At 68.2% G+C, this 21,122-nt stretch carries 18 protein-coding genes; 5 read left to right on the forward strand and 13 right to left on the reverse strand.

The features are described 5' to 3' along the window. Position 1: 1 nt before the first annotated feature. Together Q0W60_RS04535 and purD are read right to left on the reverse strand one after the other, a co-directional pair. Positions 2-1,087, reverse strand: coding sequence for a phosphotransferase family protein (locus Q0W60_RS04535; protein WP_297692992.1), 1,086 nt, complete (start codon positions 1,085-1,087; stop codon positions 2-4). 77 nt (positions 1,088-1,164) lie between these two features. After that, positions 1,165-2,445, reverse strand: a complete 1,281-nt coding sequence (purD, locus tag Q0W60_RS04540) for a phosphoribosylamine--glycine ligase (protein WP_297692994.1) — start codon at positions 2,443-2,445, stop codon at positions 1,165-1,167. Positions 2,446-2,560: 115 nt separating this feature from the next. Between purD and Q0W60_RS04545 the strand changes: the two genes are divergently transcribed. The 3 genes from Q0W60_RS04545 (at position 2,561) to Q0W60_RS04555 (ending at position 5,904) form a co-directional block, all read left to right on the forward strand. Beyond that, positions 2,561-3,232: a sensor histidine kinase gene (locus Q0W60_RS04545; RefSeq protein WP_297692997.1), complete on the forward strand. Its 672-nt coding sequence runs from the start codon at positions 2,561-2,563 to the stop codon at positions 3,230-3,232. Beyond that, positions 3,229-3,525: a SemiSWEET family transporter gene (locus Q0W60_RS04550; protein ID WP_297693062.1), complete on the forward strand. Its 297-nt coding sequence runs from the start codon at positions 3,229-3,231 to the stop codon at positions 3,523-3,525. The genes Q0W60_RS04545 and Q0W60_RS04550 overlap by 4 nt, the downstream gene beginning before the upstream one ends. Before the next feature lie 72 nt (positions 3,526-3,597). Beyond that, on the forward strand, positions 3,598-5,904 hold the full coding sequence (locus Q0W60_RS04555; protein ID WP_297692999.1) for a tetratricopeptide repeat protein: 2,307 nt from the start codon (positions 3,598-3,600) through the stop codon (positions 5,902-5,904). Here Q0W60_RS04555 and Q0W60_RS04560 read toward each other — a convergent pair. The 7 genes from Q0W60_RS04560 to rfbF are packed head-to-tail and all read right to left on the reverse strand — an operon-like array spanning position 5,901 to position 12,065. Beyond that, positions 5,901-6,554, reverse strand: a complete 654-nt coding sequence (locus Q0W60_RS04560; RefSeq protein ID WP_297693001.1) for a hypothetical protein — start codon at positions 6,552-6,554, stop codon at positions 5,901-5,903. The two genes, Q0W60_RS04555 and Q0W60_RS04560, sit on opposite strands and share 4 nt — an antisense overlap. Continuing rightward, positions 6,551-7,360 (reverse strand): NAD(P)-dependent oxidoreductase, encoded by an 810-nt coding sequence (locus Q0W60_RS04565; RefSeq protein WP_297693003.1) that lies wholly within the window; start codon positions 7,358-7,360, stop codon positions 6,551-6,553. The genes Q0W60_RS04560 and Q0W60_RS04565 overlap by 4 nt, the downstream gene beginning before the upstream one ends. A 6-nt stretch (positions 7,361-7,366) precedes the next feature. Beyond that, positions 7,367-8,428 carry an FkbM family methyltransferase gene (locus Q0W60_RS04570; RefSeq protein WP_297693005.1) on the reverse strand — a complete coding sequence of 354 codons (1,062 nt, stop codon included), beginning with the start codon at positions 8,426-8,428 and terminating at the stop codon, positions 7,367-7,369. A 52-nt stretch (positions 8,429-8,480) separates the two neighbouring features. Further along, the gene (locus Q0W60_RS04575; RefSeq protein WP_297693007.1) at positions 8,481-9,011 is read right to left on the reverse strand and encodes a dTDP-4-dehydrorhamnose 3,5-epimerase family protein; all 531 of its coding nucleotides are present in this window, start codon (positions 9,009-9,011) and stop codon (positions 8,481-8,483) included. Beyond that, on the reverse strand, positions 9,011-10,252 hold the full coding sequence (locus Q0W60_RS04580; protein WP_297693009.1) for a class I SAM-dependent methyltransferase: 1,242 nt from the start codon (positions 10,250-10,252) through the stop codon (positions 9,011-9,013). Before Q0W60_RS04580 ends, Q0W60_RS04575 begins: the two co-directional genes overlap by 1 nt. Beyond that, positions 10,249-11,310 (reverse strand): CDP-glucose 4,6-dehydratase, encoded by a 1,062-nt coding sequence (gene rfbG / locus Q0W60_RS04585; protein WP_297693011.1) that lies wholly within the window; start codon positions 11,308-11,310, stop codon positions 10,249-10,251. Before rfbG ends, Q0W60_RS04580 begins: the two co-directional genes overlap by 4 nt. Beyond that, positions 11,298-12,065 (reverse strand): glucose-1-phosphate cytidylyltransferase, encoded by a 768-nt coding sequence (gene rfbF / locus Q0W60_RS04590; RefSeq protein ID WP_297693013.1) that lies wholly within the window; start codon positions 12,063-12,065, stop codon positions 11,298-11,300. Before rfbF ends, rfbG begins: the two co-directional genes overlap by 13 nt. 125 nt (positions 12,066-12,190) lie before the next feature. Between rfbF and Q0W60_RS04595 the strand changes: the two genes are divergently transcribed. Continuing rightward, positions 12,191-12,940: a sulfotransferase domain-containing protein gene (locus tag Q0W60_RS04595; RefSeq protein ID WP_297693015.1), complete on the forward strand. Its 750-nt coding sequence runs from the start codon at positions 12,191-12,193 to the stop codon at positions 12,938-12,940. Between the two features lie 46 nt (positions 12,941-12,986). After that, positions 12,987-13,970 carry a M23 family metallopeptidase gene (locus Q0W60_RS04600; protein ID WP_297693017.1) on the forward strand — a complete coding sequence of 328 codons (984 nt, stop codon included), beginning with the start codon at positions 12,987-12,989 and terminating at the stop codon, positions 13,968-13,970. A 206-nt stretch (positions 13,971-14,176) separates the two neighbouring features. On the opposite strand, the gene Q0W60_RS04605 is transcribed toward Q0W60_RS04600, so the two are convergent. The 4 genes from Q0W60_RS04605 to Q0W60_RS04620 form a co-directional block, all read right to left on the reverse strand. After that, a complete protein-coding gene (locus Q0W60_RS04605; RefSeq protein WP_297693019.1) occupies positions 14,177-15,838 on the reverse strand; it encodes a glycosyltransferase family 4 protein in 1,662 nt (553 codons plus the stop codon). A 98-nt stretch (positions 15,839-15,936) separates the two neighbouring features. Beyond that, positions 15,937-17,547, reverse strand: a complete 1,611-nt coding sequence (locus Q0W60_RS04610) for a calcium-binding protein (RefSeq protein WP_297693021.1) — start codon at positions 17,545-17,547, stop codon at positions 15,937-15,939. Between the two features lie 211 nt (positions 17,548-17,758). Beyond that, positions 17,759-19,132, reverse strand: a complete 1,374-nt coding sequence (locus Q0W60_RS04615) for an HlyD family type I secretion periplasmic adaptor subunit (RefSeq protein ID WP_297693024.1) — start codon at positions 19,130-19,132, stop codon at positions 17,759-17,761. Then, positions 19,129-20,868 carry a type I secretion system permease/ATPase gene (locus Q0W60_RS04620; protein WP_297693026.1) on the reverse strand — a complete coding sequence of 580 codons (1,740 nt, stop codon included), beginning with the start codon at positions 20,866-20,868 and terminating at the stop codon, positions 19,129-19,131. The genes Q0W60_RS04615 and Q0W60_RS04620 overlap by 4 nt, the downstream gene beginning before the upstream one ends. Positions 20,869-21,122 lie beyond the last annotated feature (254 nt).

Consider the following 21,122-nt stretch of genomic DNA (forward strand, 5'->3'; position numbering starts at 1 on the left):
GCTAGCCGAGCGCGCCGGCCTTCTGCGCGAAGCGCCAGCTGGCCTGGGCGAGACCGATCACCCGATCCGCCTGCTGGGCGGCATGCGGGCTGTTGGCGGTGCCGTCACGCACGCGACCCACGATCCCCTGCAGGATGCCTGCCAGTCGGAAGGTGTTGTAGGAATAGAACCAGTTGAGGTCCGGCACGCTCGAGCGGCCCGTCAGTTCGCAATAGTACGCGACCGTCTCATCCAGCGTCGGAATCCCGTGCGCCGCGAGGTCGGGGATGTGCGAAATCGCACCGTTCACCCAGTTCATCAGCATGTAGGTGAAGTCGGCGAGCGGATCGCCGAGCGTCGAGAGCTCCCAATCCAGGACGGCGATGACCCGGGCCTCGGTCGGATGGATGACCATGTTGTCCAGCCGATAGTCGCCGTGGACGATGGAGGTGCGCTCCTGCGGCGGCAAGGTCTTCGGCAGCCACTCGATGAGCTTCTCCATCTCCGGGATGTGCTCGGTCTCCGAGGCTTTGTACTGCTTGGTCCAGCGGTCGACCTGACGGCCCATGTAATTGCCGGGCTTACCGAAATCCTCCAGGCCGATCTTCACGTAATCGGTGTTGTGCAGGTCGGCGAGCGTCTTGATCTTGGCGCGGAAGATTCCGTTGCGCTCGGCCGGCTCGTACTGCGGAAGGCTCTGGTCCCAGAGGATCCGGCCTTCCACCATCTCCATGATGTAGAACCAGGTGCCGATCACGCCATCGTCGGTGCACAGCCCATAGGTCTTGGCTACCGGAAAGCCGGTCGGATGGAGGGCGGTGATCACGCGGTATTCGCGGTCGACCGCGTGCGCCGAAGGCAGCAGCTTGCCCGGCGGCTTGCGCCTCAGCACGTACTTCTTGGCCGGCGTGATCAGCTGGTAGGTCGGATTGGATTGCCCGCCCTTGAACTTCCGCACTTCGAGCGGGCCCTCGTAGCCCGCCACATTGGCCATCATCCACCGGTCGAGCGACGCTTCGTCGAAGCGCTGCGCCTCGGGCACCAGATCGGTCCCGGTGTTCGCCTGTTCCCGCGCCCGTTCCGCAGTGAGTTCGGTGGTCTCGGACATGGCGCTCCTGCCCTCTGTCGTACAGTTGTTTGAAGCCACTTTACCGGGCCGCGCATCGGGCCCGCAAGGCGCGGCTCTCAGCCGGGCTCCCTCTGGAGCGCGCGCCAGCCGATATCCGAGCGGAAGAAGCCGTCCGGGAAGTCGATCGCCGAAACGGCCCGGTAGGCGCGATCACGCGCCGCCTGCAGGGTCGGCGCCCTGGCGCAGACGTTCAGCACCCGACCCCCGGCCGCACGAAGGCTTCCGTCGGCGTCGCGCCGGGTGCCGGCCTGGAAGACCACGATGTCGGGGCCGAAGTCGGCCTCCGCCCCGCCGATCGCGCCGCCGGCCTTCGGCGCGCCGGGATAGCCTCGCGCCGCCATGACGACGCAGATCGCCGCGGCGTCGCTCCACACCGGCGACGGCAGGTCGCAGAGGCGTCCGGAGGCGCAGGCGAGCAGGTAGGGCACGATGTCGCTCTCCAGCCTCAGCATCAGCGCCTGGCACTCGGGATCGCCGAACCGGGCGTTGAACTCCACGAGCTTCGGTCCGGCCCGGGTCGCCATGAGCTCGACGAACAGGACGCCGTGATAGGGCGCACCCTCCGCCGCGATGCCGGCGAAGGCCGGTTCGACCAGCCGGGTGCGGACCTGCTCCACGAGCTCGGGCGTGAACACCGGGGCCGGGGAATAGACGCCCATGCCGCCGGTGTTCGGCCCCTGCTCCCCGTCGAAGGCGCGCTTGTGGTCCTGCGCCCAGCCGAACAGCATCGAGGTCTCGCCGTCGCAGAGCGCGAACAGCGAGCCGATCTCGCCCTCCAGGAACTCCTCGATGACGACCCGTGCGCCCGCCGCCCCGAACCGGCCGCCGAGCGCATCATCGACGGCCGCCTCGGCTTCCGCCCGGCTCGGCGCCACCACCACGCCCTTTCCGGCGGCGAGGCCGTCGGCTTTCACCACGTAAGGCGGTGAAAAGCGATCCAGGGCCGCCTTGGCCGCCTCTGCGGTCTCGCAGACCCGATAGGCCGCGGTGGGCAGGCCGTAGCGATCGGCGAACCGCTTGGTGAAAGCCTTGGAGGACTCCAGCCGGCCGGCCGCCGCCGTCGGCCCGAAGCAGGGCACGCCTGCCGCCGTGAGCCCATCGGCCGCACCGGCCGCCACCGAGACCTCGGGGCCGAGCACGGCCAGATCCGCGCCGATCTCCCGCGCCAGGCCCACGAGCCCGTGGACGTCCGTCGCCCCGATCGCGCGGGCCTCGCAGAGCCTCGCCATGCCGGGATTGCCGGGCGCCGCGACCAGCCGCGTCAGCCGCGGCGACTGGGCGATCTTCCAGGCGAGGGCGTGCTCGCGGCCCCCGGAGCCGACCAGCAGGATGTTCATGCCCTGAGCGCTTAGGCGGCGGCCGGCTTCAGGGTCAAGCCGTCATTCTCCTGGGGCGGGAACCTGCGCCAACCGGCGCCGTTGGTCTCTTAGGAGACGGGAGCTTCGCAACGTCATGGAAATCCCCGGCCCGTCGGAGGCTGTGGAAGTCCAGCTCCGATCGCGGATTGCGGAGCTGGAGGATGCGCTTTCGGCGACCGAGGCCCGCCTGCGCGAAGTGGATCACCGCGCCCGCAACGACCTGCAGCTCGTCTGGTCCATCCTGCTCATGCAGACCCGCCGCTTGCCGGAGGGGCCGGCGCGCAAGGCGCTGCGCCGCGCGGCCGACCGCGTTGCGGCGCTGGCGGCCGCCCTGAAGCACCTCCCGCACCCCGCCGATCCGAGCCGGCTTGACGCCCAGGCGCTGCTCCGCGAACTGGTCGGGGAGATCGCCGCCGGAGCCGGCCGCCCGGACGTGCGCCTGCAGCTCGACCTCGATCCGGTGCGGGTGACGCCCGCGCAGGCCGCGCCGCTTGGGTTGATTGTCGAGGAGCTGGTGCACAACGCCCTCGGGCACGCCTTCCCCGAACGCGGGGGCCAGATCGAGATCAGCTTGCAGGAGACCGACGGCGGGGCTGCGCTGACGATCTCTGACGACGGCGTCGGCGCGGACCTCGCGACGTGCCGCTCCGGTTTCGGCATCGGTCTCGTCGAGCTGCTGTGCAAGCAGCTCAGAGCCGAGCTCGCCCTCGCGCCCGGCGCGCCGGGCGGTCTTCGCGCGGCGGTCCGCATTCCGGGGGCAAGCTGAGCTTGCCCCTCCTGGCCAACGCGGTGGGCGTCGGAGCCGCCCTGTGCTCCATGACCAGCTTCGTGCCGCAAATCCGCAAGATCTGGCTGGAACGAGACGCCTCCTCGGTCTCCTTGCGGATGTACATCGTGACCGTGACCGGCTTCTCCCTGTGGACGGGATATGGCGTGCTGATCGGCAGCTGGGCGGTCGCGGGCTCGAACATCGTCTGCCTGCTGCTCTCGGCCGCCGTGCTGGCGCTCAAGTGGCGGTTCAGTCGCCGCGCCCGCGCCATGCGGCGCGCCGGTCTCTAGCCAGGACCTCGCGCGCGCCTTAAGCCTCTTGCCTCGCGAGCCTGCGGGCGAAAGGCTGAAGAAGGTCGGGGCATGAACCAGCGCCTGGTGGCGGCCAACGCGGCCCTCGCGGCTGGTCAGCGCGAGGTGGCCATCGCCGAGATCATCGCGGCCATCGACGCGGATCCCGAGCAACCTGCGCAGGCCTATCGCGTCCTGATCCACCAGCTCTATCTCACGAACCAGCTGGAGAAGGGCCTCGACTGGTCGGCCAAGGCCGTGTCGCGTCATCCGAAGGACGTCGAACTCTGGAATCTACGCGGCGTGCTGCTGCGGCGGCTCCGCCGCTTCGACGAAGCGCTGGCTGCGCTGGACGAAGCCAGCCGGCTCGATCCTCGCCCGCTCGCGCCGCTCGTCAACCGCGGGAACATCTATCTCGACATGGGCGAGCCGGCGAAGGCCGAAGCCGTCTTCACCCGGCTCGTGCGGCAGGAGCCGCGCAATCCCGAGCATCAGCGTCAGATCGGACGCGCCCTTCTCGGGCAGCGCAAACGCGAGGCCGCCATCGTGCGGTTCCGCCAGGCGGTCGCCCTGCGCAAGGACTACGTCGAAGCCTGGCTCGACCTCGCCGGCGCGCTGCACGACCTGCACCGGGACAAGCTGTGCGAGGAGACGCTCGACAAGGCGATCGCAACCCTGCCCCAGGAGGCCCGGCTGCATGAGGCCAAGGCGGTGCTGTTCCGCCGGCGCGGCGAGCTTCGGAAGGCGGAAGCCTACCTGCAGGAGATAAGGCCGAGTTTCGAAACGGCCGCCTGGCTGCACTACCAGCTCGGCGGCGTGATCACGGAATACGATCGCGAGCGCGGCAATATCCATTTGCGGCGCGCAGTGGAACTCGACCCACACAAGCTCCTCCACCGGATGGCGCTCGTGGAAAGCCTGGAACGCACCCGCAGCGGCGACGAGGGCGCCCACATCGAGGAAGCGTATCAGATCCTGAAGGCGACCTTGGCGCAGGAGACGCTGACCGGGCCTGCCCCGCTGAAGATCGGGACTGAAGTGCTCATCCGGGTCTGCGCCTTCGACGAGTTGGATCGGCTGGGATCGTTCAGGGATGTCGGACGGCTATGGGCCGAATCCGGCCGCCACACCGCGCTCCTGAAACAGCTGGCGCGGGTGCGCACGCCGGAGGACCGGAGCGAACTCCTCGAGCAGCACCGCATCTGGGGGCGCAACACGGAGGCGGTGGCGGCCGAGCAGCCGCTGCGGCGACCGCCGCCGCGTCCAAAGGACGGCAAGATGCGCCTCGGCTTCATGTCCTCCGACCTCAGACAGCATCCGGTGGCCTACTTCTCCCTGCCGTTGTTCGATCACATCGATCGCGAGCGGTTCGATGTCTATTGCTACTCCTACTTCCAGGGCCAGGAAGACCGCGTGCAACGCTACATCGCCGGCCGGGTGACCGCGTTCCGGTGGAATCCCGACATCGCCGCGCGGGACGCCGCCCAGATGATCGCCGACGACCAGCTGGACATGCTGATCGAGCTCGGCGGCTCGACGCACATGAACAAGCTGGAGGTCATGGCCTGGCGGCCTGCGCCCATCCAGGCGAGCTGGCTCGGCTACCCGCATTCGGCGGGACTTTCCACCATCGACTACTTCGTCTGCGATCCGTTCAGCGCCCCCAGCCGTGGGGAGCTGCTGATCGAGAAGCCGCTGATGATGCCGCACAGCTGGCTGGCGCTCGGGCGGGTGTTCTCCGCCCACCACCCGCTGGCCGACGCGCTGCCGGAGGAGCGCAAGGGGTTCGTCACGTTCGGCACCGCCAACAATCCGCACAAATACGGCCGCGAGGTGCTCAGGACCTGGGCGCGGATCGTCGCCGCGACGCCCGATTCCCGGTTCGCCTTCATCCGGCCGGAGGGCGGAACGCCGAGCTTCCGGCAGAACATCCTGGCGGCGTTCGCCGCCGAGGGCGTCGCCGAGGAGCGGGTGATCTTCCACACCGTGCGGGGCCAGCACATGCCCTACTACAACGAGGTCGACATCACCCTGGACCCCTTCCCGCTCACCGGCGGGACGACGACCGCGGAATCGCTGTGGATGGGGGTTCCGCTGGTGAGCCTGGTGGGCGAGGCGTTCTACGAACGCCTGAGCTATTCGATCCTGTCGAACATCGGCCTCGGCGACCTCTGCGCCGCCGATCTCGATCAGTACGCCGAGATCGCCATGCGGCTCGTCGGCGACCGCGAACGCCGGCGCGACCTCAGAAACTCGCTTCGCGAGCGCATGCGCGAAAGCCCGCTCGGCCGCGACGCCGAGTTCGCCCGCGACTTCTACGACATGGTGGCCAAGGCCGTGGCGGACGTCCCCGCTTCCGAAGCCAAGGTTCGCGCCTAGAGCCGGAAGTATTCCTGGAGGAGGCCGTCGGGCCGCGGCCGGAAGACGAGGTCGCCCGGACCGCCTGAGAAAACCATCGAGCCTTTCGGCGTGCGCTTGTTGATCACGCTGACGCCTTGGCTGACCACGCAGTCGTCGTCCACCACCGAGCGCCCGATCACGGCGGAATTCGGATAGAGCACCACACGCTCGCCAATCACCGGGATCTGGTCCTTGTGCCGACCGACCGTGGAGTTCTGGTAGAGCACGAGGTGGTTGCCGTAGGTCGCCTTGGCCAGGACGATGCCGACGCTGTGGCCGATGTAGAACACCTCGGGCATGGCGATTTCGTAGAACAGGTCGATGCCGTTCAGCGCCTTGTTCATCAGGAACAGGCGTGTCGCAGCCGCCGCGTCGCCGGATCGCTTCCAGATGGTGTTGCCCAGGAAGTACAAATAGATGCAGTGCTGGGAGGATTGCAGCACGTTGAACTCGTCGGGCCGCCACGGCGCGCAGGCGTTGATGCAGCGGTGCAGCCGCTCCAAGGCTTCGTCGAGATGCGCTTCCACCGCGGCTCGGAACGCGGCCTCTCGCCCATCGGGAACGACGGCGGCGCATTGGGCGGTCGTATAGGCCACCAGGCTTTCGCGGCTATGGTCGAGCAGCTTCACCGCTTCAGGCCCTCCAGATAGGCGCGGACCCTATCCTTCACCGGGCGGGGGTTGACGCCAAGCGCCCGGAGCCGAGCCACCGCGAGATTGGGCGGCGTGGGCGGCGCCGCATCGTCCGCAAAACTCACGCGCCAGCCGCATGCCTCGAACACCTGGGCGATCTCGCGATTGATGGCGAGCTCCCCGCTGGCCACGTTGTAGATGGCGCTCTCCGGCACATCCGCGATTGCGATGAGAGCGTCTGTGACGTCGTCCAGGTGGATGTAGTCGCGGGCCATGTGCGGGCTCGATTGCAGCGTGATCGCCCGCTCGCTCGCCGCCCGGATCAGCCATTGGGACAGGAAGCCCGGCGCGCCCGGCTCCCAGTCGTAGACGTTGGCCAGTCGCGCGACCGCGCCCCGCCCTCCGGCGCGGGTCATGACGAGATTTTCGCCGAGCGCCTTGGAGAGATCGTAAAGCCTGCGCGGGTCCGTTGGGTCGAGCAGCAGAGGTTCGGCCTCCGAGGCGTCCGCGTTTGGCAGGCCGTCGTAGAGTCGCGTCGAGGACAGATAGAGGATCTTATCGAAGCGGCCGGCTTCCAATAGTCGGCTTACGAGGGTGACGTGCGCCTCGACCGTCTCGAACGGCCGGCGGTCGTAGTCGGCGGTGAGCCCGGCGCAATAGAACACCACGCCCAGGTCGCGCTCCAGGAGCTCCAGCTCATGCTTCGCCGGGGCGTAGACATCCCAGGCGTTCGCCTCCAGCCGCGCCCGCAGCCGCCGGCCGACGAACCCCGACGCGCCGACGATGGTGGCCCGCCTCTGCAATGTCGCTCAGAGCCCCCCGACCGGATGGTGCAGCTTCGGGTCCCTGTGGCGCAGGTACTTGGGCGAGACGCCGCGCACGATCGCGTAGTCCGGGCCCTGGAACATCCCGGCATCCTTCACCGCCACCATGTTGAAGCCGTGAGGCGGCCCCTCGAGATGGACGGCGTCGACCGGGATCAGCTCGATCGGCTTGCCGGCGAGATCGTAGTTCGAATTGAAGTCGCGCAGGGCGAAGACGGTGTAGCCGTGCGCGGTCAGCAGCTTAACGATCTGGGTGTTCCCCAGCCCGTTCGACCAGTCGACGTAGTTCCGATGCACCTCGAAGAGGATGTCGGGCGCATCGCCCGTCGGCCTGGCAAGGAACGGCTCAGCTCCGGTGAGCGCGCCCAGCTCGGCGCCTTCGATGTCGACGACAATGAGGTCCAGCCGATCGACGCCCGCCGCAGCCAGATAGTCGGCGATGGTCACCGTCGTGAAGGCTTCCTCCTCGTTCGCGGCCGGCTCGGCCGTGGCGAAGCTGTCGTAGCCCACGAGCTTGAGGCTGGCGCCTGAATCCGACCATAGGCCCTCGGGCCGCGCGCGGATGTTGGTGAGTCCGTTGATCTCGGCGTTCCGCTGCAGCATGGCCCGTTGCTGGGGATTCGGCTCGAATGCGTGCACCATCCCGCCTCGCGCGGCGATCTCGCGCGCGATCAGGATGGCGTGGTCCCCGAAGTAGGCGCCGCCGATCACCACCTGCTGCGCGCGCCGGGCGAGCTTGACCAGGAGACGGCTGGTCTGCGGCTCCCAGGCATGATCCGGCGTCTCGGGGACCGACATGACGAAGTCGCGGGCGATCTTGGAGCGATAGAGGAACTCGAAGGCGACGCCGTTGGACAGCGCCTTGCGCACCACCTGGTCGTCATCGAAGAGCGCGTCGACGAGCGGCCCGGTGATCTCCTCGCGCACGTCGACGCCTGGGGCTTCGATCTCCGCCTCGAACGCGACCAGCTGCCGGATGAAGGCCTTGCGCCATTCTCCGTTCGACGCGATGCGGGCGAGCGCCACGAGCGCCCTGTCGTCAGTCATAACCTGCCTGTCCTCATGCAGCGGGCCTCTCTAACAGATCGCGCGGCGGGCCTCAGCCTTGGTGATTTGGGTAGCCCGCGTCGCGCTCGGAGATGACCTCCGGTTCGGTCGGCCAACCTATGGCGAAGGCCGGATCGTCCCACCGAACGCCGGCTTCGTGCCCGGGCTCGAACCTTGGCGCGATCTGATAGAGCACGTCGGAATCCGGTTCGAGCGTGAGGAATCCGTGGGCCACGCCCTCCGGAATCAGCAGGGCGCGGGCGTTCGACGCCGAAAGCTCGGCGGCGCTCCAGAGGCGGTAGGTCGGGCTCTCCGGCCGCAGGTCCAGCGCGACGTCGAAAATGCGGCCCCGGACGCAACGCACGAGCTTGGTCTCGCCGTGCGGACGTTCCTGGTAATGCATGCCGCGCAGGGTCAGCGCGCGCGGGTTGCGCGAGAGGCTCGTCTGGACGGGCTCGAAGGGGCAGCCGGCGGCGGCGAATTCGTCCGGACAATGCAGCCGCTCAAACGCGCCGCGCGCGTCGAAACGCGGCTCTATCTCGATCACCACCACGCCTTCGATCTCGGCCTCGGCGAACCGCATCAGGACAGCACCCGCACCTGTGGTGAGGCCATGACGAAGCGGCCGCCCCACTCCCGGATGTGGGCGTGCTGGCCGACGATCTCCTCCTGCAGGTTCCAGGGGAGGATCAGGAGGTAGTCCGGCCGGACCTCGCGCAGGGCGCGGGGACTGCGGACCGGGATATGGCTTCCCGGCAGGAAGCGGTCCTGCTTGGCCGGACTTACGTCGAAGGCGCAGACCACGTCTGCGCTGGTGGTCCCGCAGTAATTCAGGAAGGTGTTCCCCTTTGCCGCAGCCCCATAGGCCGCTACGCACCGGCCCTCGCCCCTCGCGGTCGCCAGGAAGGCGCGGAAGTCCTCGCGCACCGCCTCCACCCGCGGCGTGAAGCCCCGGTAGGTTGCGATCCGATCGAGCCCGGCGGCCGCCTCGTCGGCGCGCAGGCGCCGAAGGGCGTCGGTCTCCGCACGCCCGGAGCCCATGTGGCAGACGAAGAGCCGAAGCGAGCCCCCGTGCGTCGCGAGCCGCTCCACGTCGAAGGGGCGCAAGCCGTTCGCCCGCAGCACCTGCTCGCCGACAAGCAGTGACAGATACGAAAAATGTTCGTGGTAGATGGTGTCGAACTGCACCTTCTCGATCAGGTTCAAGAGGTGCGGGAACTCGAAGGTGAGCACGCCCTCGTCCTTCAGCACGTGCCGGAAACCCGCCACGAAGTCGGCGATGTCCGGCACGTGGGCGAGCACGTTGTTGGCCGCCATGAGATCGGCGCGGACGCCGCGGGCCGCAAGCTCGCAGCCGCTCCTGTCGTTGAAGAACATGACTTCGGTCGGCACGCCGCGGGCGCGCGCGGCCTCGGCGGTGTTCGCCGCAGGCTCGATCCCGAGCACAGGGATGTCTGTGGCCGCGAAGTGCTGCAACAGGTAGCCGTCATTGCTGGCGACTTCGACGACCAGCGAGTCCGGACCAAGCCCGAAGCGCGTGATCATCGCCTGCGCATAGCGCCGGGCATGCTCCACCCAGCTCGACGCGTGCGACGAGAAGTACGCGTAGCCCGCGTCGAAGATCGCCTGCGGGGGAACTGCGTCGTCCGCCTGCACCAGGAAGCAGCGGTCGCAGACGCGCACGTGCAGCGGATAGCTCTGCTCGCGTCCGGAGGCGAGCTCATCGGCGGTGAGATAGCTGTTGGCCAGCGGCTGACGGCCGAGGTCGAGGAAGGTGTGCGTCAGGGGGGCGCGGCAGAAGCGGCAGAGCGGAGCCTCGGTCATCGGCCGGCCTCGTAGCCCTCGATCTGCTCGCGACACAGGGCGAGCGCGCGCTCCCCCGCCGCTTCGCGGCGGTACCAGTCCGTGGTCAGGGCGACCGCCGCATGGACGTCGAGCCGAGCCTCGAAACCCAGGGCCTCCTTGGCCAGGCTGGGGTCTATGGCCAGCGACGTCGCCTCCAAGGAGCCCGGATCCGCCTCATGTCGCCAGGGCTGGCCGCCGAGCGCCTCCACGGCACGGGTCGCGAGCTCGCCCACCGACACCGGCCGGCCGCCTGAACGCGGTCCGAAATTGAGCGCACGCGGCGTGCGCGCGTCGGTGGCCAGCGCCTGCAGATGGGCGAAGTAGCCGGCCAGGCAGTCGAGCACATGTTGCCAGGGCCGGGTGGCCCCCGGGTGGCGCAGCCGGACCGCCTCGCCGGCGCGCGCGGCCCTGACGACGTCAGCCACGATCCGGTCGCGCGCGAAGTCGCCGCCGCCGATCACATTGCCGCCGCGGGCGGTGGCGAGGCGCACGCCGACCGGCTCGAAGTAGCTCTGGGCGAAGCTCTGCACGACGATCTCGGTCGCCGCCTTCGACGCCGAATAGGGATCTTTACCGCCCAGCGGATCGGTCTCGGCGAAGGCGCGGTCCTCGCCGGCGTTGGCGTAGACCTTGTCGGAGGTGACCACGAGCGCCGCCCTGAGGGCGTTCTGCGCGCGCAACGCCTGCAGCAGATGAGCGGTTCCCATGACGTTCGACGCGAAGGTTCCGATCGGATCCTCGACGGCGGCGCGCACGATCGGCTGAGCCGCCAGGTGCAGTACGAGATCGAAACCGCGCCCCTGCAACGCCGCCTCGACTGCGGCGCGGTCGCGAAGGTCGACGAGGAGCGAATCCACCAGGCTCGCGACGCCAGCGAGCTCGAACAGGCTTGGAGTCTGGTCCGGGGCGAGCGCCAGACCGGTGACCTCCGCGCCGGCGTCGGCGAGCCAGATCGCGGCCCAGCCGCCCTTGAATCCGGTATGGCCGGTGAGCAGGACCCGCTTGCCGCGCCAGAAGCTGCGGTCTACCGCCGCCACGGCGCTTCGCCGGACGCCCACAGGGCTTCGAGGTGATTCTTGTCGCGAAGCGTGTCCATCGCCGCCCAGAAGCCCTCGTGCGGGAAGGCCATGAGCTCGCCGTCGCGCGCGAGGCTCTCCAGGGGCGCGAGCTCGAACGGCGTTTCGTCCCCGGCGATGCGCGCGACCACCTTCGGCTGCAGCACGAAGAAGCCGCCGTTGATCAGCGCATTGTCGCCGGGCGGCTTCTCCGTGAACCGCTGCACGACGCGGTCCTTGACGTCCAGCGCCCCATAGCGGCCCGGCGGCGCCACGGCCGTCACAGTGGCTTCCCTGCCATGCGAGCGGTGGAAGGCGGCGAGCGCCTGGAGGTCCACGTCGGACAATCCGTCGCCGTAGGTCAGGAAGAAGGGCTCGTCCGGGTCGAGGAACTTGGCGACCCGCTTGAGCCGACCGCCGGTCATGGTCTCATCGCCGGTGTCGACCAGGGTGACACGCCACGGCTCGTGGTTGGTGGCATGGTATTCGAGCCGCCCCGATCCCAGGTCCACCGTCAGGTCGGCGTTGTGCAGGACGTAGTTGGCGAAGTACTCCTTGATGACATAGCCCCGGTAGCCAAGGCAGATGATGAAGTCGTCGAATCCGGCGTGCGAGAACAGCTTCATGATGTGCCAAAGGATCGGCCGCCCGCCGATCTCGATCATCGGCTTGGGTTTGAGGTGGCTTTCTTCCGAAATCCGTGTGCCGAGCCCGCCGGCCAGGATGACTGTCTTCATTGAACGCCCGCTGAGGCTCCGCCCGCCGTCGCTCCTCTTATCGCGTCCCGGAAGGGGGATGAAGCGACTTCGGCGCCGCGCCTTGCGTCTCTTGTCGGACGCTCCAGGTTCGGTCATCTGACCCCATGCTCGAGGCTCCGCTGGTCAACTTCCTGGTGGTCGGCGTGCAGAAGGCTGGCACAACGGCGCTCTACGACTATCTGTCCGAGGAGCCTGGCGTCAGCCTCTCCCGCGAGAAGGAGACCCACTTCTTCGACGACGAGTCTCTGGATTGGTCGCGACCGGACTACGCCCGCTATCACCGGGGCTTCGAGGCCGGCGCGCCACGGCTTCGGGGCGAGGCGACGCCGATCTACAGCTATTGGCCGAACAGCCTGGAACGGATCAGGGCCTACAACCCGGCCATGCGGCTGATCCTTCTGCTGCGCGATCCGGTGGCCCGCGCCTGGTCGCACTGGCGGATGGAATTCGCCCGCGGCGTCGAGCGCGCGCCGTTCGGCTGGTGTATCCGCGAGGGACGTCAACGCCTGTTCGAGGCCGAGCCCTGGGGCCACCATCGCGAGTTCTCCTACGTCGAGCGCGGGTTCTACGGGGAGCAGGCGGAGCGGCTCTATGGCCTGTTTTCCTTGACGCAGGTGCTGATCCTCACGTCGGAGGATCTCCGGGCCGATCCCGCCGCGGCCCTGGCTCGCATCCGCCGCTTCCTCGATCTGCCGCCCGGAGCGCCCCCGCGGCCCAGGGAGGCTCACCTCGGCGCAGACATCGACTTTCCGTCCCAGCTCACGGCCGAGGACGAGGCGTTTCTGCGCGGCGTCTATCGCCGGGACCAGGCGCGCCTGCGCGACCTCACCGGGATCAGTTTCACTGGGCCATAATTTCGCACGGGCCCCGCGCCAGCGTCGTGGCCGCCGGAGGACCGCCATGCGATCTGCCTCGCTCGCCCTACTCGCCACTGTCGCGCTCTGCACACCCGCCGCGCGGGGCGAAGGCCCACCGCCGAAGCTCGCCTTCCCGCTCGCCTGCCAGATCGGCCGCGACTGCGAGGTGCAGCACTACGTCGATCGCGACCCCGGGCCGGGCGCGCGCGACTACCACTGCGGGACCCGCACCTACCAGGGGCACAACGGGATCGACATCCGCCTGCTGGACATGGCCGAGCAGCGGCGTGGCGTCGATGTCCTCGCCGCCGCGGCCGGGCGGGTGGCGCGGCTGCGCGACGGGGTTCCCGACATCTCGATCCGCGCGCCCGGCGCGCCGAACATCGCCAACATCGAGTGCGGCAATGGCGTCGTGATCGACCACGGCGGCGGCTGGGAGACCCAGTATTGCCACATGGCCCGCGGCAGCCTGCGGGTGAAGGTCGGCGACATGGTCATCGCCGGCCAGGCGCTCGGGAAGGTCGGCCTCTCCGGCGACACCGAGTTTCCACACCTGCACATCACGGTGCGCCATGCGGGTCAGGTAGTGGATCCCTTCGCGCCGGCCGCTCCGCCCGGAAGCTGCGGCGCGAAGGCGCCACTCTGGACCGCCGCCGCAGAGCACGCGCTCGCCTACAAGGCCGGCGCGATCCTCAATGCCGGGTTTGCGCCGGGTCCGGTCAGCATGGGCGCCGTGGAGGAGGCCGCCGTCGGCGCGGTCAGCCCCGGGTCCCCGGCCCTCGTCGCCTATGTGCGCGCGATCGGAGTGGACGGCGGGGACGCGATCAGCCTGACGCTCTTCGGACCTGACGGCGGGGTTCTGGCACAAGCCCGCCAACCCGTCGCCAGCTACAAGGATCAGCAGTTGGTGTTCGTGGGGCGCAAGCGGCCGCCCGCCGGCTGGGCGAAGGGAACCTATGCCGCCGTGGCGCGCATCGAGCGGCCCGGCCAGCCGCCAGTGGAGCGTCGGTTCAGCCTCCCGCTCTGAGGCCGGGGCCGCGTGGCCGTGTTGTGCATGAATCCGTCCTCACCGTCCCGTGGCAATGAAGTCAGTCAAGTTGAGCAACGGTGATCAGGGTTTTGCTTTTGTCCGAGCCGGCTTTGCGGTAGAATTGCACGTCAGCCTAGCTCTCCATGGCTGTGTCGCTTTGGCCGGGCGGAGGACCTCTGGGTCCTCCGCCCGGCCGGTTGCATTCAGGGCCTGGCGCCGGCGCGTGCGATCGTCACGACACCATACCGGGCCAGCCAGAGGAGGCCGCGTTCCACATAGGAACGGCGCTCCGGCGGGATGATCTCCAGCACCTCGGCCACCATCGCTGAACCTCGACGCGCGAGGAAGTCGACGACGAGCTCCACCTCGTGCAGCGTCGGCCGGTTGAATCCGCTGTAGGCGGCCAGCGGCTGCTGGAGCACGCCGCGCGCCGCGGCCCAGGTCGTTCCCGAGGCGAGCGCGACCACGGCCTGAACCGAGAGGTGTTCGGTGGGATAGCTCTGGAACAGGGTGAAGGGATCGGGGCGGAACGGATTGTCGCGCGCCGCCGGAGCCGGTGGAGCGGCAAGGCGCCGGGCGTTCTGCTCCGTCCACAGCGCCTGGTACTGGGGAATGATCGCCGCCCAATCGAAGACTTCGCGGGCGCGGGTCCGAGCCGCGGCGCCCATGCGCCGCCGAAGCTCGGGGTCGAGCACCAGGGCGGAGATCGCCTCCTCGGCTTCGGCATAGTCCGGCGCAGTGAACTGGGCTGTGGCGCCCACGTAATTGTCATAGGTGATCCACTGATTGGAGAACCAATGCGCGAGATCCGCGCCGTGCCCTGGGGGCGGGGCGACCGTGCGGACGCGGAAGCCGTCGATCCCATGCCGCACCGTATCCCGGTAGCCGTCCCAGTCGGTCACGACGCACGGCAGCCCCGCCGCCATGGCTTCAACCGGCGTCAGACCGAAGGTCTCCTGAATATTGTCGGAGAAGCTGATGAAGAAGTCCGCGACCGACCAGATCGAGAACCGCACGTCGATCGGTCTGCCATCGATGCGCCGATAGTGGATGGACGGGCACAGCGCGCGGGAGCCTGACTCGTAGGCCTCTTCGGCCCTGGCGCTCCCGGCCCAGCCTGCGTTCACCCAATAGATCGGCTTGCCGGTCCTGACGGCGGCCCTCTCCAGGGCGAGCGCCATCAGCGCCGGATTCATCTTACCCCGCACGTCGAAACGCCCCACGAACAGAGCCACTGCGGCATCCTCGGGGATATCGAGCCGTGCGCGCCAGGCGCTGCGATGTTCGGGCGCGCCGGTGAAGTCGTCGGCGTTCACGCCAAGCGGAATGGTGATCCGCTGCGGCTCCGCGCGGCGCCTCGGACCGAACTCGGCCGCAAGGTAGTCCCGCATGGCCGTAAGCTGGGTCTCGACCGAGTGGCGGACCGCCGTCGACGTGCAGATCAGCGCGTCGTAATCCTCGGCCGGAGCGATCAGCAGCTCGGCGATCGTCTGCATGACCCGATCGGTCGCGGTCGTGTGGGTGATGCCGCAGATCGCGTAGGCGCGTGCGCCGAATGGACGCCGGTGCCACGACTCGGCGGTTACCCCTGGAACCGGCATGTTGAGCACGCCCACCTGCGAGAGCGAGCGTCGGTCGGCCTGTCGTATCCAGGTGATCGGCTTCGCGGGCGCGTGGATTCGCGCCAGCAGGTCATCGAGCTCCTCCTGTCGGGCGCCCCCGGAATTCCAGAAATAGTAGCGCTCCACATCAGCGTGGCGGAGGAAGCCGCGCAGAAAGCTTTCACCGGCGGCCAGTCGGCCGAGGAGCTGCGGGCCCGAGGTGTCGTAGCCCTTGGGGTGAAGGTAGAGCGCCGCGTTCGACATGATCGCCGCCCGGCCTAGCCGCGCAGGGGCGCCGGCTCAACCCAAAACAAAGGGGCCGCCCCGAGGGGCGGCCCCAGAATGCCTGGCTGGCGGTCGACTCAGACGATGTTGCTGAAGTCGATGTCGGCCAGCGTCTTGTTGATCAGCACGACCGCGATGTCGGACGAGGTGACCGCGTGGTCGTTGTCCACATCGAGGAACACCACCACGTCGTTGCCGACCTGGACGGAAACCGCATCGAACCCTTGGCCGAACCGGGTGGCCGCGAGCGCTTCCGCGCTCGGATAATCCGTGGCCGAGCCTTCAATGTAGTTGGTGTTCGTGATCGCCGGGATGGTGCCACCGATGACGTGCAGGTGGTCCTGGCTGCCCCAATCGGCGATCCGATCCTGAGTGCCGACGGCCCCGAGCGGGTTCGAATCCGTCGGATTGAACCCGAAGGTGTCGTTGCCGCCGCCGCCCGTCAGGGTGTCGCTGCCGGTGCCGCCGACGATCGAGTCGTTGCCGGCGCCGCCGTCCACCAGGTCGTTGCCGGCGCTGGCGAACAGCGTGTCGCTGCCATCCTCGCCCTTCAGCGTGTCGGCTTGCGCCGTACCGGTGATGTCGTCGTTGCCGAGGTTGCCGTCGAGCAGGTCGCCGGTCCCCGTCGCCGAGGTGGCGTCGATCACGTCATCGCCCTGGCCGCCGAGCACCGTAACGTGGCCGCTCGTGCCATTGACATCGATCGTGTCGTTGCCGGCGTTGCCGTTGATCACGTCGTTGCCGGCGCCGCCGACGGTGATGTCGTCGACTCCGGCGCCGCCGCTCACGGTGCCTGAGACGCTGATGGAGACATCGATCGAGTCGTTGCCCGCACCGGCGTCGATCGAAATCTTCACCGCGGCGACATCGATCTCGTCGTCGCCGTCACCGCCGAGGATCGCGCTCGCCGTGCCCGTATCGGTCGCGTCGACAGAGATGAGGTCGTTACCGGCGCCGGCATCGATCGTGACGACCTTGGCCGTCACGAAGATCGAGTCGTCACCGTCCTCACCGAAGATGGTGTCAGTGCCGCCGCTCGCAACCTGGATTAGATCATTGCCGAGATTGCCGTTGATGAAGTCGTTGCCCGTGCCGCCGGTGATGATGTCGTCGCCCTGCCCGCCGAGCAGCGTCGAGCCCGTCGAATCGCTCCCATAGTTGATGGTGTCGTCGCCCTTGTTGCCTTGGGCGAAGTCGGCGCCGGCCGTGCCCGTGATGACGTCGCCGTCCTGACCGCCGAAGATGGTGTCGGCGCCGGCGCCGCCGTCCAGGGTGTCGGTTCCCTGATTGCCTTGCAGCACGTCGCCGCCGCCGCCGCCGAAGATGCTGTCGTTGCCGGCGCCCCCGAACAGGCCATCCGAGGTGTTCGCCGCGTTGACGTCACCGTCGAAGGTGTCGTTCCCCGTGCCGCCGACCCAGAGGGTCGAAGCATCCGGGAACAGGAAGCTGTGGGTTCCCAGCACGCCCGTGCCGAAGGTGTGCGAGACGCCGTCCGACAGGTCGGTGATGATCACGTCGGTGACGCTGACCCCGCCGCTCGATGTCGCGCTCGGCGGCGTGGTGGTGAATTCGTAGACCACCGACATCTTCGCACCCGAAGACGCCGCGTTTTGGAAAACGATCGTGTCGTTCGCCGTGAACGATGACGCTTGAGCCGCGGTCATCGTCTCGAAAACAAAAGTCGCCATTAGTCTCTCCAGTCTGTGTCACACGGACCCAGGCACGCCTGACCCCCAAGCGGGTTGGAGTGTCCCAGCGGTCCAATCTCCCCCAACGCCACGGGATCGCCGCAGCGAAGGTTAAACGAGCCCGTGTGGAGACGTATCGGAACCATGCAATTCGCGCAACACCTAAAAGGTGCGGCTAACAGGCTCGCCACCGAGTGTATCCGGGCCGCAACTACTGTTCGCGGAAGGCGTGATGCAGGGTGTCGGTAACAGGCGAAATCAGGAAGCCCATGATGGTGCGTTTGCCAGTCACGATCATGCCGGTCGCGGTCATGCCGGGCGTCACCTTCGTCGTCCGCTCCAGGTTCTTCAGGTCCTTCGGATCGATGCGCAGGTCGACGCGGTAGAAGGACTGGCCGGACTTCTCGTTGGTCAGCCGATCGGCCGAGACGACGACCACCTTGGCCGGCAACGGACTGTTCCAGCGCGGGTTGGGACCGATGAGCCGCACCTGGGCGTCCATGCCGACGTGCACCTGCGAGATGTCCACCGGATTCACCATGGTGGTGACCATCAAGGGCGAGTTCGACGGCACGATGTCCATCAAGGGTTCGGAGCCGCCCGCGACGCCGCCCTGCGTGAACTGCGTGAGATTGAAGATGTAGCCGTCCACCGGCGCCCGCACGACGCTCTCGTCGTAGGTTTCCTTGGTCGCGGTGAGCTTGGGCTCCGCCTCGGAAAGCTTGCTCTGCGCGTCGCGCAACTCATCGGCGGCCTGGCTCTCGCGCTGGTCGCGCAGGGAGACGAGCTGCATGCGCGTCTCCCCCTGCTGTTGGTGCAGGCGCGCGATGTCGGCGGCCAGTTGGCCCTTCTTGCCGACCAGGTCGGAAACCTGGCGCTTGTAGCGCAGAATCAAGGTCTTCGGCGCATAGCCCTTCTCGTACAGGGTCTCGTAGCCGCTCATCTCTTCTTCGGTGAGCTGGCGCTGCTCGTTCACCGAGTCGACCTGCGCCTGGTCGCCGACGATCTGGTTCTGTATCTGGTCTAGCCGCTGCTGCAGGACCGAGGACTGGCTCTGGAACAACTGCATCTTCGTGGTGAACAGGAATTCCTGGTCGCGAATCAGCGCCGCGACCCGCGGATCGGCGGTGCGGGCGGTGAGATCCGCCGGAAATTTCACCGCCGGCTGGTTGGTGGCCTCCGCCGTCAGCCGGGCGGTCTGGGCGATCAAGGAGTCGACTTGGTTCTGGTAGACGTCGTAGGCGGCCTTGGCTTCGGTGTCGTCGAAGGTGATGAGGGGCTGGCCGGTGTGAACGAGCTCGCCCTCCTTCACCAGGATCTGCCGCACCGTGCCCACGTCCTTGTGGCGGATCGTCTTGCGGTTCGCTTCAACCGTCACCTGGCCGGGCGCGGTGACGCCCGAGGCGAGCGGCGTCAGCGAGGCCCATAGGCCCAGCCCGACCACAAAGACCCCGATCACCGCGCCGCCGAGGATCATCGGACGGCGCAGCCTCTGCTGCAGCCGCGGATCGACCGGAAGCTGATCGTCCCGCCCGAAGGCCGGCGTGACGTAGCTCGAGCGGACGGGTCCCAGTTCCAGTTTCATCGGCCGCCCTCGATCGCGCGCACGTCGGCGGGCTTGTCCGCCGGTTTCATCAGCCGGGCCATCACCTGGTCCCTCGGACCGAACAGGTCGATGCGCCCTTCGCGCAGGACCAGCAGCTTGTCGGCCGAGCGGAAGATCCCCGGCTTGTGTGAGATCACGACGACCGTCGCGCCCTTGCCCTTCATGGCCTCGATCGCCTTCAGAAGGGCGTCCTCGCCCTCCGCATCGAGGCTGGCGTTCGGCTCGTCGAGCACGATGTACGCCGGTTCGCCCAGCATGGCGCGCGCCAGGCCGATGCGCTGCCGCTGCCCGGCCGACAGTACGACACCACCCTCGCCGACGTCGGTATCGTAGCCCTTGGGCATGCGCAGGATAAGTTCGTGGACGCCGGCCATCGTCGCGGCGCGCACCACCTCCTCGTCGGTGACGTCGGCGCGGAAGCGGCCGATGTTGTCCCGCACCGTCCCGGCGAACAGCTCCGTGTCCTGCGGCAGGTAGCCGACGTACTTGCCGAAATCGGCGCGGTCCCACGCGAAGACGTCCGCGCCATCCAGGCGCACGGCGCCGTTGATCGGCCGCCAGATGCCGACCAGCAGGCGGGCGAGCGTCGACTTGCCCGCGCCGGACGGGCCGATCACGCCCAGCATCTCGCCCGGCTCGATGCGGAAATTCAGATTGGCGAGGATCAGCCTCTGGGCGCCCGGCGGAGCGAAATTGATCCCCTCGACGCTGAGCCGGCCAGTGGGGCGCGGCAGGGCGGTGACGGCCGTCGGCGCCTCCGACTTCTGCAGCAGCTCCATCAGCCGGGCGTGCGAGCGCGCCATGTTGTTGAGCGGCTCCCAGGCGCTGACGATGCGCTCGATAGGCTGCAGCGCGCGGCTCACCAGGATCATGTTCGCGAAGATCATGCCCTGGGCCATTTTGTGCTCCAGGATCAGGGCCGCGCCGATGGCGATGACCAGCACCTGGATGCCCATCCGCAGGGTCTTGATGATGTCAGTGTAGGTGTTCGATCGTTCAGAGGCGTGGGCGCCGCGTTCGATGGTCACCTGCCGGTGGCGCGCCCAGGCCGCCCCGAGGGTCGGCAGCATGCCCATCGCCCGGACCACCTCGCCGTTGCGCAGCGCCGCTTCGGTGAACGCGTAGCTCTTCAGCGCCGCGTCGCTGGCCTCGCGGGCCGGCGGTCGGATGGCCCGTTCCTGGGCAAGCGCCAGCCCCAGCAGGGCGAGCGCTCCGGCCGTCGAGGCGAACCCCAGAAGAGGATTGATCAGGAACAGGACGAGCAGGAAGACCGGCATCCAGGGCAGGTCGAAGAAGGCTGCGGCGGCGACCCCGGTCAGGGTCTGGCGAAACGAGTCCAGATCGCGGAGCGCCTGCGAGCGGGCGCTCGGGTCGCCGCGCACCGCGGCGTCGAACAACCCTGAGAAGACGCGGCCCGAGACGCGCTGGTCGAGTAACACCCCGTAATTGATCAGAATACGCGCCCGGAAATCATCGATGGTGCTGGAGATCATGAAGACGAACAGGGTGACGATTGTCAGGATCCACAGCGTCGCCTGATTCTGGCTCACCATCACCCGGCCGTAGACCTGGTAGGTGTACAGCGGCAGCGCCATGTAGAGCACATTGGTGAAGAAGCTGAACACGGCCGCGACCATGAACGGCTTCTTCGCGTCGCCGAGCGCCCGCGTCAGCACGTTGTCGGGTTGGTTCACCAGGAACGTGAGGAACTTCATGCGGGCCGAGCCGTCCGTTGGGAGATTGGACCAGCGTAAACCATAGCCGGTCCAGAAAAGGTGAACGCTGTTCGAAAAGCCAGGGTTTGTTCGGGACGCCGCCCGAATAGCCCGGGGCGGCAGGACAGATGCGCAGCACCCCTTCTGAAGTCAATGGCGCGACGAATCACTTGGCCAAGAGGTCGCGCCGGCGCCGTAGCGCGCACGGCCGGCGGCCGTGCTAAGAGGCCCGGTGACCGCCTCCGCGCCGCGGA

Origin of the sequence: Phenylobacterium sp. (genome assembly GCF_025934275.1) — a bacterium.
Classification (GTDB): domain Bacteria; phylum Pseudomonadota; class Alphaproteobacteria; order Caulobacterales; family Caulobacteraceae; genus Phenylobacterium.

Bases quoted from the DNA above. Each gene is read 5' to 3' on its own strand.
- Q0W60_RS04535 (WP_297692992.1), bottom strand. From the start codon at position 1,087: ATGTCCGAGACCACCGAACTCACTGCGGAACGGGCGCGGGAACAGGCG.
- purD (WP_297692994.1), bottom strand. From the start codon at position 2,445: ATGAACATCCTGCTGGTCGGCTCCGGGGGCCGCGAGCACGCCCTCGCC.
- Q0W60_RS04545 (WP_297692997.1), top strand. From the start codon at position 2,561: ATGGAAATCCCCGGCCCGTCGGAGGCTGTGGAAGTCCAGCTCCGATCG.
- Q0W60_RS04555 (WP_297692999.1), top strand. From the start codon at position 3,598: ATGAACCAGCGCCTGGTGGCGGCCAACGCGGCCCTCGCGGCTGGTCAG.
- Q0W60_RS04570 (WP_297693005.1), bottom strand. From the start codon at position 8,428: ATGACTGACGACAGGGCGCTCGTGGCGCTCGCCCGCATCGCGTCGAAC.
- Q0W60_RS04575 (WP_297693007.1), bottom strand. From the start codon at position 9,011: ATGCGGTTCGCCGAGGCCGAGATCGAAGGCGTGGTGGTGATCGAGATA.
- Q0W60_RS04580 (WP_297693009.1), bottom strand. From the start codon at position 10,252: ATGACCGAGGCTCCGCTCTGCCGCTTCTGCCGCGCCCCCCTGACGCAC.
- rfbF (WP_297693013.1), bottom strand. From the start codon at position 12,065: ATGAAGACAGTCATCCTGGCCGGCGGGCTCGGCACACGGATTTCGGAA.
- Q0W60_RS04595 (WP_297693015.1), top strand. From the start codon at position 12,191: ATGCTCGAGGCTCCGCTGGTCAACTTCCTGGTGGTCGGCGTGCAGAAG.
- Q0W60_RS04600 (WP_297693017.1), top strand. From the start codon at position 12,987: ATGCGATCTGCCTCGCTCGCCCTACTCGCCACTGTCGCGCTCTGCACA.
- Q0W60_RS04605 (WP_297693019.1), bottom strand. From the start codon at position 15,838: ATGTCGAACGCGGCGCTCTACCTTCACCCCAAGGGCTACGACACCTCG.
- Q0W60_RS04610 (WP_297693021.1), bottom strand. From the start codon at position 17,547: ATGGCGACTTTTGTTTTCGAGACGATGACCGCGGCTCAAGCGTCATCG.
- Q0W60_RS04615 (WP_297693024.1), bottom strand. From the start codon at position 19,132: ATGAAACTGGAACTGGGACCCGTCCGCTCGAGCTACGTCACGCCGGCC.
- Q0W60_RS04620 (WP_297693026.1), bottom strand. From the start codon at position 20,868: ATGAAGTTCCTCACGTTCCTGGTGAACCAACCCGACAACGTGCTGACG.